Below are 14,274 nucleotides of genomic sequence, written 5' to 3'. Positions count from 1 at the left end.
GAGACTAAAAAATGGAGTAAACTAGGTAAAAAATGGTTTGAACAAGAGATAGCGTATCAGATTTATGATGATGGTACGTTTCTTCAGTTCTCTATGAACTATCATCGCGTTGCCATACAATTACTCACTTGGGGGATACGCCTGTCAGAATTACATAAAGATGCATTTTCTGATGTTGTATATACAAAAGCAAAGAAGTCACTAGCCTTTCTAGAAGCCTCTCAAGATCCTGTGTCTAAACAATTACCTAATTATGGCTCTAACGATGGCGCGTTATTCTTTAAACTTACAGATGATGACTATCGGGTGTATCAATCACAACTAGACGATTTAAGAGCCGTGCTTTATGGGGCGGTCAGAGAAGTTTCAGAAAGTCAAGGTTGGTATGGACTACAAGACCTCAAAGTTGATGATAAAAGGGAAGAGGGTATGTTTAGCTTTCGCGAAAGCGGATACTATATCTTTCAAGAACAAGATGTTAAAACCTTTATTAAGTGTGGCTCTTATAAGGACAGGCCAGCACATGCAGACAATCTACATCTAGATATTTGGGTAAATGGCGTTAATTATTTAAGAGATGCAGGGAGTTATATGTATAATACCTCTAAAGAAGAGATTAACTTTTTTACAGGAACAAAAGGTCATAATACGATCAGTATTAATGGTCAAAACCAAATGCTCAAAGGAAGTAGATTTATCTGGTATCATTGGGTAAAAGAGGCTGTAGCAAGCCTATCTAAAACTACAAACACCTATCTTTTTGAAGGGCAAATTAAAGCATTTAAACACATTGGAGGGTACACCCATAAACGTGAAATTAAAAAAGAGATTAATCAATTATCTTGGGAAGTTATTGATCACGTGGGACTAAAAAATGGAGATGCTATGGAGCAGTATTGGCATCTGGATGAAAGTATGCAAGAGTTTATAGAAATTACGGCAGTAGATGCTCATGGAAAAGTAGTAAGTGCAACCAAAGATAGTGCTTGGTATTCCAGTTATTATGGAGTTAAAATACCATCTTTGCAAGTATCTTTTAGAGACCAAACAGGTACTTTAAAAACAACCATCAACATAAAGAGATTTTAGTAGGTATGCGCATACTCTTAATTCATCAATATTTTTTAGAAAAAACAGACGGAGGAGGTTCTCGTTTTAATGAAATGACAAAAAATTGGGCGTCATTAGGAGGAGAAATTACTGTTCTAGCAGGAATGGTAGATTATGCTACAGGAAAAAAAAGAGACAGATATAAAGGGAAATATATATTTAAAGATGATCGTTATTATACCAATGTTAATGTCATACGATCCAATGTTTCAGAAACATACAATTCTGGTTTTTTAGGAAGACTTTGGGGGTACTTTTCATTTGTTTTTTCTTCAATATATGCTGGGTTGTTTGTAGCTAAGGGGAAATACGATGTGATAGTAGTTACTTCACCACCATTATTTGTAGGTATTACGGCTGTTATACTTTCATTATTTAAAAAAGCTCCTATAGTCTTTGAAGTTCGTGATTTATGGCCAGAATCTGCTATTGATACAGGTGTTTTAAAAAATAAGCTTATCATCAAAATGGCCTATTGGTTTGAAAATTATATCTATAAAAAATCAAAACTAATTAATGTATTAACACCTGCTTTTAAAGCAAAATTGATAGAAAAAGGAGTTCCTAAAGAAAAAATTATTTTTGTTCCTAATGCAGCAGACTTTACACTAGCTGAACAATTGAAAAATGATAATTTTGACGCTATTTCTTTTAAAAAAGAATTAGGACTAGAAGGGAAATTTGTTATTACGTACGTAGGCGCTCATGGGGTTGCAAATCATTTAATACAATTGGTAGATGTGGCAGAAAGATTACAAGATACTCAAGTGATCTTTCAATTAATAGGATATGGTCCAGAAAAAGAAAATCTTATAGAAGTAACAAAAAAGAGAAACCTTTCTAATATTATTTTTAAAGATTCAGTTCCTAAAAAAGAGGTTTTTAAATATATTTTATCTTCCGATATGGGAATGTCTGTCTTAAAAAAAGTGGATACATTTAAAACGATTTATTCTAACAAGACCTTTGATTATATGTCTTGTAAAATTCCCGTTCTTATGCTTATAGATGGTATTTCAAAAGAGCTCGTAGAACAGGCAAAATGTGGTATTTTTGCAGAACCAGAGAATACGGATTATATTGTAAATAAAGTCATAGAAATGATGCAGTATAAAGATCTTTCTGTACTAGGTGAAAATGGTTATGCGTATGCAAAAGAAAATTTTGATAGAACAAAACTCGCATCGTATTATTATAAAAGACTTGAAACGATAAAAGAAAAATAGAACAAAAGTTTTACGATTATTAAAAATAAAATAATGTATCAGAAAATAGTAAAACCTTTTGGAGATTTTTTATTGTCAATGTGTGTACTAATACTTTTATCACCCTTACTTTTGTGCATAATTATAGGTTTGTTTATTGCAAACGATGGTAAACCTTTTTTTTTGCAAGATAGACCTGGAAAGAATGGAAGGATATTTCAAATTGTTAAGTTAAAAACAATGAATGATAAAAAGGACGATAATGGCCATCTTTTACCAGACGAAGATAGGCTTACAAGAATCGGTGAATTTATCAGAAAAAAATCGTTAGATGAAATACCTCAATTATTTAATGTGTTAATGGGACACATGAGTATTGTTGGACCACGTCCTTTACTTCCTCAATACTTGTCTTTATATTCTAACGAACAAGCTAAAAGACATAATGTAAAACCAGGTATTACTGGATGGGCACAAGTAAATGGTCGAAATGCAATTAGTTGGGAAAAAAAATTTGATCTGGATGTCTGGTATGTAAATCATATTTCTTTTATTCTTGATTTTAAAATTTTATTATTAACTGTCAAAAAAGTAATTAAGTCAGAAGATATTAATTCTAAGGGTGTTGCTACCACAACGCCATTTAAGGGAAGTAATCATAATGAATAAAGTAGCAATAATAGGCGCAGGAGGATTAGGCCGTGAGGTTAAATATCTTATAGATGATATAAACGCTGTATCTTTAAATAAAATTGAATTAATAGGTTATTATGATGATGCAATCCCTAAAGGACATTTTATTGTTGACAATTTACCTTGTTTAGGAAAAATAGAGGACTTAGTAGACTATACAGATGACTTAGGCATTGTTTTTGGGTTAGGAGATACGCAAATTAAAAAACAAATTTTGAATCTAATAGAGAAAAATAAATCTCTAAATTATCCAAATATCATTCACCCTAATGCACACATAACTAAAGGTGTTTTATTTGGGAAAGGTAACCTTATTGCTTATGGTTGTTTTATTTCTTGTGATGTAGAAATAGGGGACTTTAATTTTATAAATACGTATTGTGCAGTAGGTCATAATACAGTCATAGGAAACGGAAATGTCTTTATGCCTAGAGTACAAATATCAGGTGACGTAATCATAGGGGATGAAAATTTTTGGGGGATGAGTGCCTCTGTATTGCAGGGGAAGAAAGTAGGAAATGAAAATAAAATCAATGGCTTTACTTTTCTTACAAAAAGTATATCTAATAGACGTACTTATTTTGGTGTTCCAGGAAAAAAAATAAATTAAAAAATAAATTAAAATGAAATCATTACAGAAGTTTACAGAATTATTTGCAGAACAATTTGATGAATCAGAAGATGTCGTTTTTGAGCCAACTACCATATTTAAGGATATTGATGAGTGGGACAGCATGATTGCATTATCTATCATAGCAATGGTAGATGATGAATTCGATAAAACCATAAATGGTGATATAATAAAAAATGCAAATACAATAGAAGAATTGTATAATAAAGTAATAGAGTAACATTATGGCTACATTTGAAATATCAGGTGTTCTAGTTGAAGGAATCGTTACAGCGGTTCCAAAAAATAGCATTGATAATCTTAATGATCCTCATATAGAAAGAGAACAAGGAGAGAAGGTTCTTAAAACTACAGGCATCAGATATAGACGATTAGCAAATGACACGACAACAGCTTCAGATTTATGTTATGTTGCAGCTGTTAATCTTTTAAAGCAATTTCAAACGTTCAAAGGAGATATTGAAATTTTAGTTTTTGTCTCTCAAACTCCAGATTATATACTTCCTGCAACAGCACCAATTCTTCAGCACAAGTTAGGTCTTGCATCTCATGTCGCAGCATTTGACATGAATATGGGCTGTTCTGGTTATGTGTATGGTTTATCAACTGTAACAAGTATTTTAAGTACCTCTATGAACCCAAATGCAAAGGCTTTGTTATTGGTCGGAGATACCGTTTCAAAACTATGTACTCCTAGTGACTCAGCTACCTATCCACTATTTGGAGATGCAGGTAGTGCTACTCTTATTTCAAAATCTAAGGAAGGAAAGTTTATTTTTGACCTAAATTCTGATGGAGGTGGTTGTGATGCGATTAAAGTTAAAAAAGGAGGTTTCAGAACTACAAATGAAAATAACATGCTCAATTCCAATACTACTAAACCTTCACTATATTTAAATGGGATGGATGTTTTTTCATTTGGAATAAGTAAGGTGCCTAAATCTATAAAGTCATTTTTGACTTTTGTAGATAAAGAAGTTAGCGACTTTGATTATTTCATTTTTCATCAGGCTAATATGTTTATGAATGAGAAAATCAGAAAAAAACTTAAAATAGAATCAGAAAAAGTTCCATATTCACTTCATAACTTTGCAAATACGAGTAGTACAACAATTCCTTTAACAATAACTACTCAACTAAATGAGGTTACGAATAAAAATAATAAAGTTTTTTGTTGCGGATTTGGAGTAGGACTCTCTTGGGCAAGTGTCATACTAGATTTGAACAAGGATATCTACATATTAAATATTGAAATAGATGAATAATTTATTTTCACTTAAAGATAAAGTTATTGTTGTGACAGGCGCATCTTCTGGAATAGGAAGAGCAACAGCAATTATGTGCTCTCAATTAGGAGGTAATATTATTTTATTAGGAAGAAACGAAGAAAGATTAAAAGAAACACTCAATTTTTTAGAAAATACGGGGCATCTTTATTTTTCTTTAGATCTTAATGAAGATGATGACGTCGATATATTTATTGAAAAATTAGATAAAATCGATGGGATCGTTCATTCTGCGGGAATTGTTCAGTCTCAACTTTTTTCTTTTTTGAAGAAAAATGACTTGGAGAACATGCTTAATACCAACTTAATAGCTCCTGCGTTACTTACTAAAAAAATAATTAAAAAGAAAAAAATCAATAAAAATTCATCTATTGTATTCATTTCATCGATTTCTGGACCCAATGTAACTTATATAGGTAATGCATCCTATTCTGCGTCTAAAAGTGCTGTTTGTGGTCTTGCAAAAACAATGGCATTAGAACTTGCAGGAAAAGGTATAAGAGTAAATACAATACTACCAGCAATGATTGAGACAGACTTAATCAACTCTATTGATAGTAGCTCGGAAGACATTGAAAAGGACAAGAAAAATTATCCACTAGGTGACTATGGAAAACCAGATGATGTAGCAGCTTCTGCTTGTTTTTTGCTAAGTTCAGCAAGCAAATGGATGACTGGTACTGATTTAAAATTAGATGGGGGACTAACATTACGATGAAGAAATCTTACATAAATCATATAAGTTATTATCTACCAGAAAAGGTAGTAACGAACGAATCGCTTAGTAAAGAATTTCCAGATTGGTCTGTAAAAAAAATAGCAAGTAAAATAGGTATTGATCAACGTCATATCGCAGCTTCCGATGAGTTTTCTTCTGATATGGGAGTTAAAGCTGCTGAAACACTTTTTAATGAATATACTCATGTTTCTAAATCAGATATAGACTTCTTATTATTTTGTACACAAAGTCCTGACTATATTTTACCCACAACAGCTTGTATTTTACAGGATCGATTAGGACTCTCGAAGTCCACAGGAGCCTTAGATTTTAATTTAGGATGCTCAGGTTTTATATACGGACTTACTTTAGCAAAGGGATTAATCGCATCTGGCGTAGCAAAAAATGTGTTACTTATTTGCGCTGAAACATATAGTAAATTCATTAATAAAAACGATAAAGGAAACCGTAGTATCTTTGGTGATGCTGCCTCAGCAACACTCGTTTCTGATGACAAAAATGGGTATGGAGCAGAAATACTAAATTTCAAATTAGGTACAGATGGTTCTGGTGCAGAAAACCTTATAGTAAAAGGAGGAGGAATGCGTTATCGTGATTCTGAAATTGAAACTTATGTAGATTCTTACGGAAATGAAGCAACTAGCAATGATTTAATAATGAACGGTCCAGAAATATTTAATTTCACATCTAAAAATATTCCTGGGCTTGTAATGGATACTCTAAAAGAAAATAACTTGAATCAAGACGATATTGATTCCTATATTTTTCATCAAGCAAATGCCTATATGCTTAATCATTTGCGAAAGAAAATTAAAATAGACAAAGAAAAGTTTAAACTCAAGATGAATTTCTGCGGTAACACTGTTTCCTCTACTATACAAATTGTTATTGCAGAACTAATGAAAGATTCTGAGATAAAGGAGGGGGCACATGTTCTTATTGCTGGATTTGGAGTAGGGTATTCTTGGGGAGCAACAATATTAAAGTTTTAAAATGAGTGAAAATAAAATATGGCTCTCATCTCCTCACATGGGAGGTACAGAACAGGATTATGTGAATTTAGCTTTTGACACGAATTGGATTGCACCATTAGGTCCTAATGTAACCGGCTTTGAAGAAGATTTAAGTGCATATTTAGGAAATGCTCAGGTTGCCGTTTTAAGTTCGGGAACAGCTGCATTACACCTAGCACTTTTGCAATGCGGCGTAGGAGCAGGCGACGAAGTTATTTGCCAATCTTTTACATTTTCAGCGAGCGCAAATCCTATCACATATTTAGGAGCTACACCCGTATTTGTCGATAGTGAGACTACTACTTGGAATATTTCACCTCAATATTTGGAAGAAGCTATTCTAGATAGAATTTCTAAAGGAAAAAAGCCGAAAGCTATTGTAGCAGTTCATCTATATGGGATGCCTTATCTCGTAGACGAAGTTCACGCAATAGCAGATACATACGAAATCCCAATTGTAGAGGATAGTGCCGAAGCCTTAGGGTCTACCTATAAAGGTAAAAACTGTGGGACTTTTGGTCGTTTTGGAGTATTATCATTTAATGGAAATAAGATCATCACAACAAGTGGAGGAGGGGCGCTAGTATGTCCTTCTGATGCGGCAAAACAGCATACCGTTTTTCTAGCTACTCAAGCCCGCGATGATGCCCCACATTATCAGCATAGTAGCATAGGGTATAATTACAGATTAAGTAATATCTCTGCAGGTATAGGAAGAGGGCAGATGGAAGTACTTGATAAGCATATAGACTTGCGTAGAAAAATGAATCATTTTTACCAAGAGCTTTTTAAAAATTATGATGGAATTACGGTGTTCAAAGAACCTAATGAAGATTTTTATTGTAACAATTGGCTTTCAGCAATTTTAGTAGATCCAGAGAAGACTAATGGGATTACTAGGGAAGATATTCGTCTCGCTTTCGCGAAAGCAAACATAGAGTCAAGACCCTTATGGAAACCTATGCATATGCAACCTGTCTTCAAAGATTGTGCATTTTATGGGGAAAAAGTGGCATTTCATCTGTTCGAAAAGGGATTATGCGTACCTTCAGGTTCAAATTTGACATCAAAAGATACCCAAAGAATAGAAAAGGTTATCTTTGAAGTACTATCCAAATAGTACACCAATCATTTTTTATGAAAAGTAAATTACAAACGGCTATTGAGAATTTATTTTCTGACGATAATAAATTGGATATAAGGAATATTAGATATCTTCCTAGATGGGCTGTTTTGTTTATTGATACAGTGCTAGTCACGTTTAGTTTATTTCTAACATACTATTTACTTAAAGATCTTCATATTGTCCCTCTTAAAACACTAAGAGTTTCTCAACAGATAGGACTTCTTGTTGGGGTTAGTTTTGTTTTTCTATTACTATTTAAAACGTATGCAGGTCTCATAAGACACTCTTCTTATATGGATGCACTAAAATTATTCTTTGCATCAGTATCTACTTTTTTAACATTACTTATCGTCAATCTTGTAAGTCTTACTATCGTTGGTCAAAAGATTTTTATAACCACTGGATTAATAGTGTTCTTATTTATTTCGTTTTCCGCGCTATTTATTTTCAGACTGGCTGTAAAACAGTTGTATGAGTATTTTAAAGTAGCTCAGAGAGAGGAGGAACTTATCAAAGCTGTGATTGTAGGAGTAGATGACGGAGCGATTTCAATTGCTGCAGCATTAGACATAGAACATCCACAACGATTTTTAATACAGGGTTTTACATCTGTAAGACAAAATAAAAGCTTGCGTATATTAGGAAAACCAGTTTTAGAAATGAATGCGCCTATTAGTACGCTTGTACGTAAACTAGATGCACAAGCTATTATATTTTCTGGAAACACACTAAATGCAGAAGAGCGGTATGCACTAGTTAAAGATTGTTTAGAAAATGATATAAAAGTGTATAATTCTCCACTTGTAATTAATTGGTCTGAGAATACAACAGTTACAGATCAACTTAAATCATTACAAATAGAAGATTTATTAAATAGAGAACCTATTGTTCTTAATGCTAGAAACAAAGCGATTCAAATTAGTAATAAAAATATTTTAGTGACTGGCGGTGCAGGGTCTATAGGAAGTGAGATTGTAAGACAGGTGGCTACATTTAATCCCAAACGGCTTATTATTCTTGATCAGGCAGAGTCTCCATTACATGCCTTACAAATAGAGTTGAAGGATAAATTTCCAGATCTTAAGATTTCTTTTGTAATATGCGATGTGGTTAACAAAAAACGTCTGCGTGTTCTTTTTAATGCCTATAAAATAGATGTAATATACCACGCAGCTGCATACAAACATGTGCCATTGATGGAGGATAACCCCTCTGAGGCAATCCAGACAAATATATTAGGAACAAAATTAATGGCCGACCTTGCTACCGAGTTTGGAGTAGGACATTTTGTGATGGTGAGTACAGATAAAGCCGTAAATCCAAGTAATGTGATGGGCGCCTCTAAGCGTGCTGCAGAAATGTACGTACAATCTTTGTTTTTTGAACAAAAAGAGTTGGTAGCTGATAATAGAAAAATTACAAAATTTATTACCACCCGCTTTGGAAATGTATTAGGCTCAAATGGGTCTGTCGTTCCTTTATTTAAAAAACAAATAGAAGCTGGTGGTCCCGTAACGATTACGCATCCTGATATTATTCGATATTTTATGACTATTCCAGAAGCTTGCCAATTAGTACTTGAGGCTGGTTCAATGGGTAAAGGAGGAGAGATTTTTATTTTTGATATGGGTGAGCCTGTTAAAATTATGGATCTCGCTGAAAAGATGATAAAATTAGCTGGATATACTCCAAATGAAGATATTCATATTAAAATTACAGGATTACGTCCAGGAGAAAAGCTTTACGAAGAATTACTAAGTGATAAAAGTAAAACGCTTCCTACGCATCACGATAAAATAATGATTAGTGAAGATGAAACTAAAGAATATCATCTCGTAAATGAGTCTATAAAAGAAATAGTGCTCGCTGCAAAAGAAAATATGAATAATAAAACTGTGGCAAAATTAAAGCAATTAATTCCAGAATTTAAAAGTAATAACTCTGAATTTGAAATTTTAGATATCCAAGTCGAGAAACAAAAATAGTTAAAATGATCATCCTTAAAAGATTGTTTAATCTAACTTTTAAGATTACTTTTGCACATTCATTTTTAGATATATAAACTTTGAAATCTTACATCAAAATCCCCTTTTGTTTTATCTTATTCGTCCTGTTAATGACTTCATGTGTTTCAAAAAAAGAAATACTCTATTTTCAGGATATTGAAAACTTAGAAGCTAACTCACAAAATAACGTAGGTTATAAAACAGTTATTAGACCTAATGATCTTTTATCTATTATAGTAACAGGTTTGAACCCAGAGGCAGTAGAACCATTTAATCCTGTTTCAGCGACATCACGTAATGCAACTGAGCGTTTACAAACATATCTCGTTGATGAATCAGGAAATATTGAAATGCCCTTAGTTGGAACTATAAATTTAGGATATAAAACAAGAAAAGAGGCAGTTGATTTACTGAAAAAGGAAATTTCAAAATATGTAAATGACCCTGTTATTAATCTAAGAATATTAAATTTTACAATTTCTGTATTGGGAGAGGTAACTCAACCTGGAACATATACAGTACCAGATGAGAGAATTACTATAATTGAAGCTCTTGGACTTTCTGGTGATATGACTATCTTTGGGAAAAGAAAAAAGATTGTTGTTATAAGAGAAGAAAATAACATTAAATCTTATGGTGAGTTAGATATTACTTCTATAAATATTGTAAACTCTCCATACTATTATCTCCAACAAAATGATATCGTAATTGTCTCCCCTAATCATGCTCGAATGCAAGGAGCTGCATTTAACAGAAATACACCCGTATTCATTTCTTTAGCAGGTATCCTGATTTCCGTAATAAGTGTTCTTTCAAGGTAAATTAAATGAAAAACGATATAAATTTTAAGGCAGAAGAATCTTCTTTAAAAGAAGAAGTTCTAAAATACATAAGACACTGGCCTCTCTTCTTAATTATGCTGGTTATTAGTATAGGATCTGTATTATTTTATTTAAGGTACAGTACGCCAAGTTATAAGACTCAAGCTATTATATTAATAAAGGATTCAAATAATAGTTCTATTTCTGAACTTGCAGCATTTGAAGACTTAGGTATTTCTGGCGCAACGCTTAATAGGTCTTCATTTGAAAATGAAATGGAAATCATTAAGTCAAAAAAGCTTTTAAAAAATATTATTCTCCGATTAGATCTTGATGTAGCATATTTTAAGGATGGTAAAATTAAACGATCAGAATTGTATGAAAAAAAACCATTTACTTTAAAAAGATTATCATCCGACTTAGAAAATAAAAGAAGAACAGGAATTTTTTATGTCAAGCTTTTATCTCCTACCGAATTTGAACTTAAAGAAGGTGAAAACGGTATCTACAAAAAACATAAATTTGGAGAAAGAATCTCTTCTATTGTAGGTGATATTGTATTAACTCCAGACATTCCAGGAATCAATGATTTTAAAAAGGATGGCAGCGGTGATGCTATTATTGTTGTTTTAAATAGTGTAGAGAATGCTACAAACGCGCTTCAAAGTGCATTACAAGTTAATCCAGTAAGTAAAAACAGTAGTGTAATAAATTTATCACTTATTGCAAATAATACTAACAAATCTGAGGATATACTTAATACGCTAGTAGATGTTTTTAATGAAGATGCTATAGAGGATAGAAGCATAATTTCACGAAGTACCGCAGAATTTATTGATAATAGATTAGAAATCATAACAAAAGAATTAGATTCTGTAGAAACTAGTAATGTTTCTTTTAAAGAGAAAAATACCCTTACAGATATTGTCTCTGAAAGTCAAATATTCTTAGAAAATTCTGGAAGTATAAGGAATAGAAAGTTGGAAGTAGAAACCAAGATTTCTCTCTATAACACAATGGAGCAATATCTTAAATCTGGAAATGAATCAGAATTATTACCTGCAAATTTAGGTGTTGAGTCAGAAGCGGTTTCCAAGGCAATTTACGATTATAATATCTTGATATTAGAAAAGAAGCGAATGCTTCAAAGTGCAACTAATGATAATCCTGTAGTAATATCGCTGACGGAACAAATAAATGATTTAAGAGCAAATATTTTAGAGAATTTAAAAACCGTAAAAACAACACTTTCTATAGAACGTAATAATTTAAATTCTCAAATTGGAACTATAGGTAATAAACTATCAAAAATACCTAATATATCTAAAGAATATAGAAATATAGAAAGACAACAATCCATAAAAGAATCACTTTATTTATATCTTTTACAAAAAAGAGAAGAAACCGCCATAGCACTTGCAGTGACATCTCCTAAAGCAAAAATTGTTGATTATGCAAATAGCATTAAGAGTCCTGTATCTCCAAACCGTAGAATGTTTTTAATTGGAGCACTTGCCATTGGACTTTTTATTCCCTTTTTAATAATTTATTCTAAGAATTTATTTGACACAAAAATACATAATAGAGTAGATTTAGAAAAGGAAATTCCTACGCTACCTGTATTAGGGGAGATCCCTATTATAGATAGTAAGGAAAGTGAAGTGATTAAAAATAATGATAGATCTGTACTCGCAGAAGCTTTTAGAATTCTAAGGACTAATTTAGGATACTTTATTAAGGCCAAACAAAATGGAAATGTAGTTTTTGTTACTTCTACTATAAAGGGAGAAGGGAAAACCTTTGTCGCCTATAATCTTGCAATTACATTAACAAGTACAAACAAATCAGTACTTCTTATAGGAGCAGATATACGTAATCCACAAATCCACAGGTATATTGACAAAAATGAGTGGACAATCGGTCTTTCTGAATATTTGTTTGACCCTTCTGTAGAAATTGAATCAATTACCAATAAAGTAGATATTGAGAACCAAAGTTTTGATGTAATATTATCGGGTAGAATTCCACCTAATCCTGCAGAATTATTGATGAGTGATCGTTTTGAGAAAATCATTAACGAAGTAAAAACCAAATACGATTATGTCATTGTAGATACAGCACCTACGTTATTAGTTACAGATACATTACTTATAAGTCAATTTGCTGATACTACAGTGTATGTATGTCGTGCTGAATATACAGATAAAAAACTTTTACAGTATCCAAAAGAATTATATGACGAAGGAAAGATTAAAAATATTGCTTTTGCAATAAATGGCATAAAAATCACAAACTTCGGCTACGGAAGCAAATATGGCTACGGCTATGGTTACGGGCAAGAAACACCAAGTGTTTTTAGTCGTATAAAGAAATTATTACGATTTAAAAGATAGTAACAATTACTAAATCAAAAAAGCCTTTGAATTTTTTTCAAAGGCTTTTTTGATTTATATAAACAGCTCTCGTGTCGTATCGCATACTTTTTTGAGAGGCGTTATATAAGCATTCCCAATTTTCATCTGTTCTAATTTATTAAGATGCTCTATTCTATGTGTATCTATACCTATAAAATCATACATATCTTCTTTTAATAATTTTAAAGCTATTTTTTGACAAGACTCTCCGTAATGCTCAGAAAGCGAAAGCGCATTTAATTGTAAAAAACATCCTCTTGATTTAAAATCTTTAAAAATTTCATGTTTATTATGATAGTATGCATATCGCTCAGGGTGTGCTAAAACAGGGATATATCCTAAAGTTCCGATTTTGAAAATAAGTTCTTTTATGTTTTCAGGAGGTTGAAAATAAGACATTTCTATCAACACATAATTTTTATGTAAAGGTAAAATCGTATGTGTATCTAGTAAAGTGTCAAAATTTTCATCTATCATATATTCAGATGAAAAACTTAATTTTAATCCCTCAACTTGATTTTTAATAAGATCATAGGAGGCTTTGATAGTATCTGGAGTGTTATCATAAATACCACTCATGGTATGAGGAGTAGCAATAATACGTGTACAACCTAAAGATTTGTATTTTTCTATAATAGTAAGGCTTGTGCTTGTGTCTTTTGCGCCATCGTCTATGCCAGGTAATACATGACAATGTATTTCAGGTGTCCCACTCCAAATATCGATAAACGGGGTTTTCTTTTTAAAAAGCTGTAGCATAGCACAAAAATAAACCAAATTTTAAAGAGTTGATATTCTAAAAACATATTATCTTTATAGAGATATTTTTGATATGAAAAAACACCTGATTTTTACCTTTCTTTTATGCTATATCTCACTAAAAATATATTCTCAAGAAAATTCTCCTATCACTTATGAAGGAGGCGTAGAAGGATTTGGATATACCACCAATGAGGAGTTACCTTTCTGGATGTATTCTAATAAATTTGGGCGTTTAAGTCAAGAAACGAATGGTTTAGTATACGCTTTCGCGAAAGCGAACTACTCCTTAACCCCAAATAGTAGTTTACAATTTGTGGCATCTGGGGTTGCACGTGATGGGATAGACCCTAATATACAAAGAGCAGAACTCTACGTAGCATTTAAAAATAAATGGGTGGATATCACATTAGGATCAAAAGATTTCACAGACGACACGTATGAGCTTTCTACAGTTCGTCGAAACATATT

At 32.2% G+C, this 14,274-nt stretch carries 14 protein-coding genes; 13 read left to right on the top strand and 1 reads right to left on the bottom strand.

Features of this window, described 5'->3' with window-relative positions:
* From Q0505_RS12620 to Q0505_RS12565, 12 genes are all read left to right on the top strand, one after another.
* A partial coding sequence (locus Q0505_RS12620; protein ID WP_299213391.1) for a heparinase II/III-family protein occupies positions 1–1,089 on the top strand: 1,089 nt, incomplete at its 5' end.
* Positions 1,090–1,094: 5 nt separating this feature from the next.
* The gene (locus tag Q0505_RS12615) at positions 1,095–2,336 is read left to right on the top strand and encodes a glycosyltransferase family 4 protein (RefSeq protein WP_299213389.1); all 1,242 of its coding nucleotides are present in this window, start codon (positions 1,095–1,097) and stop codon (positions 2,334–2,336) included.
* Positions 2,337–2,369: 33 nt separating this feature from the next.
* On the top strand, positions 2,370–2,984 hold the full coding sequence (locus tag Q0505_RS12610) for a sugar transferase (protein ID WP_299213388.1): 615 nt from the start codon (positions 2,370–2,372) through the stop codon (positions 2,982–2,984).
* Entirely contained in the window at positions 2,977–3,618 is a 642-nt protein-coding gene (locus Q0505_RS12605) for an acetyltransferase (RefSeq protein ID WP_299213386.1), read from the top strand. The genes Q0505_RS12610 and Q0505_RS12605 overlap by 8 nt, the downstream gene beginning before the upstream one ends.
* Before the next feature lie 13 nt (positions 3,619–3,631).
* Positions 3,632–3,859 (top strand): acyl carrier protein, encoded by a 228-nt coding sequence (locus Q0505_RS12600; protein ID WP_299213384.1) that lies wholly within the window; start codon positions 3,632–3,634, stop codon positions 3,857–3,859.
* A gap of 4 nt (positions 3,860–3,863) precedes the next feature.
* Complete coding sequence (locus Q0505_RS12595) at positions 3,864–4,904, top strand: ketoacyl-ACP synthase III (protein WP_299213382.1); 1,041 nt, start codon at positions 3,864–3,866, stop codon at positions 4,902–4,904.
* The gene (locus tag Q0505_RS12590; protein ID WP_299213380.1) at positions 4,897–5,643 is read left to right on the top strand and encodes an SDR family oxidoreductase; all 747 of its coding nucleotides are present in this window, start codon (positions 4,897–4,899) and stop codon (positions 5,641–5,643) included. Before Q0505_RS12595 ends, Q0505_RS12590 begins: the two co-directional genes overlap by 8 nt.
* A complete protein-coding gene (locus Q0505_RS12585; protein ID WP_299213378.1) occupies positions 5,640–6,656 on the top strand; it encodes a ketoacyl-ACP synthase III in 1,017 nt (338 codons plus the stop codon). Before Q0505_RS12590 ends, Q0505_RS12585 begins: the two co-directional genes overlap by 4 nt.
* A gap of 1 nt (position 6,657) precedes the next feature.
* Positions 6,658–7,797: an aminotransferase class I/II-fold pyridoxal phosphate-dependent enzyme gene (locus tag Q0505_RS12580; RefSeq protein ID WP_299213376.1), complete on the top strand. Its 1,140-nt coding sequence runs from the start codon at positions 6,658–6,660 to the stop codon at positions 7,795–7,797.
* A 17-nt stretch (positions 7,798–7,814) separates the two neighbouring features.
* Entirely contained in the window at positions 7,815–9,788 is a 1,974-nt protein-coding gene (locus tag Q0505_RS12575) for a nucleoside-diphosphate sugar epimerase/dehydratase (RefSeq protein WP_299213374.1), read from the top strand.
* Between the two features lie 80 nt (positions 9,789–9,868).
* Positions 9,869–10,630 carry a polysaccharide biosynthesis/export family protein gene (locus tag Q0505_RS12570; protein ID WP_299213372.1) on the top strand — a complete coding sequence of 254 codons (762 nt, stop codon included), beginning with the start codon at positions 9,869–9,871 and terminating at the stop codon, positions 10,628–10,630.
* A gap of 5 nt (positions 10,631–10,635) precedes the next feature.
* On the top strand, positions 10,636–13,023 hold the full coding sequence (locus Q0505_RS12565) for a tyrosine-protein kinase (protein ID WP_299213370.1): 2,388 nt from the start codon (positions 10,636–10,638) through the stop codon (positions 13,021–13,023).
* A 54-nt stretch (positions 13,024–13,077) separates the two neighbouring features.
* Here Q0505_RS12565 and Q0505_RS12560 read toward each other — a convergent pair whose 3' ends face one another.
* Positions 13,078–13,803 (bottom strand): CpsB/CapC family capsule biosynthesis tyrosine phosphatase, encoded by a 726-nt coding sequence (locus Q0505_RS12560; RefSeq protein ID WP_299213368.1) that lies wholly within the window; start codon positions 13,801–13,803, stop codon positions 13,078–13,080.
* A 73-nt stretch (positions 13,804–13,876) separates the two neighbouring features.
* Between Q0505_RS12560 and Q0505_RS12555 the strand changes: the two genes are divergently transcribed.
* Positions 13,877–14,274, top strand: a 398-nt coding sequence (locus Q0505_RS12555; protein WP_299213366.1) for a hypothetical protein, incomplete at its 3' end; no start/stop codon positions are given.

This window comes from uncultured Dokdonia sp., from assembly GCF_937910895.1.
Lineage (GTDB): Bacteria > Bacteroidota > Bacteroidia > Flavobacteriales > Flavobacteriaceae > Dokdonia.
Note: the sequence above shows the minus strand (reverse complement) of the source record. Positions and strands in the feature narration are given on the sequence as shown.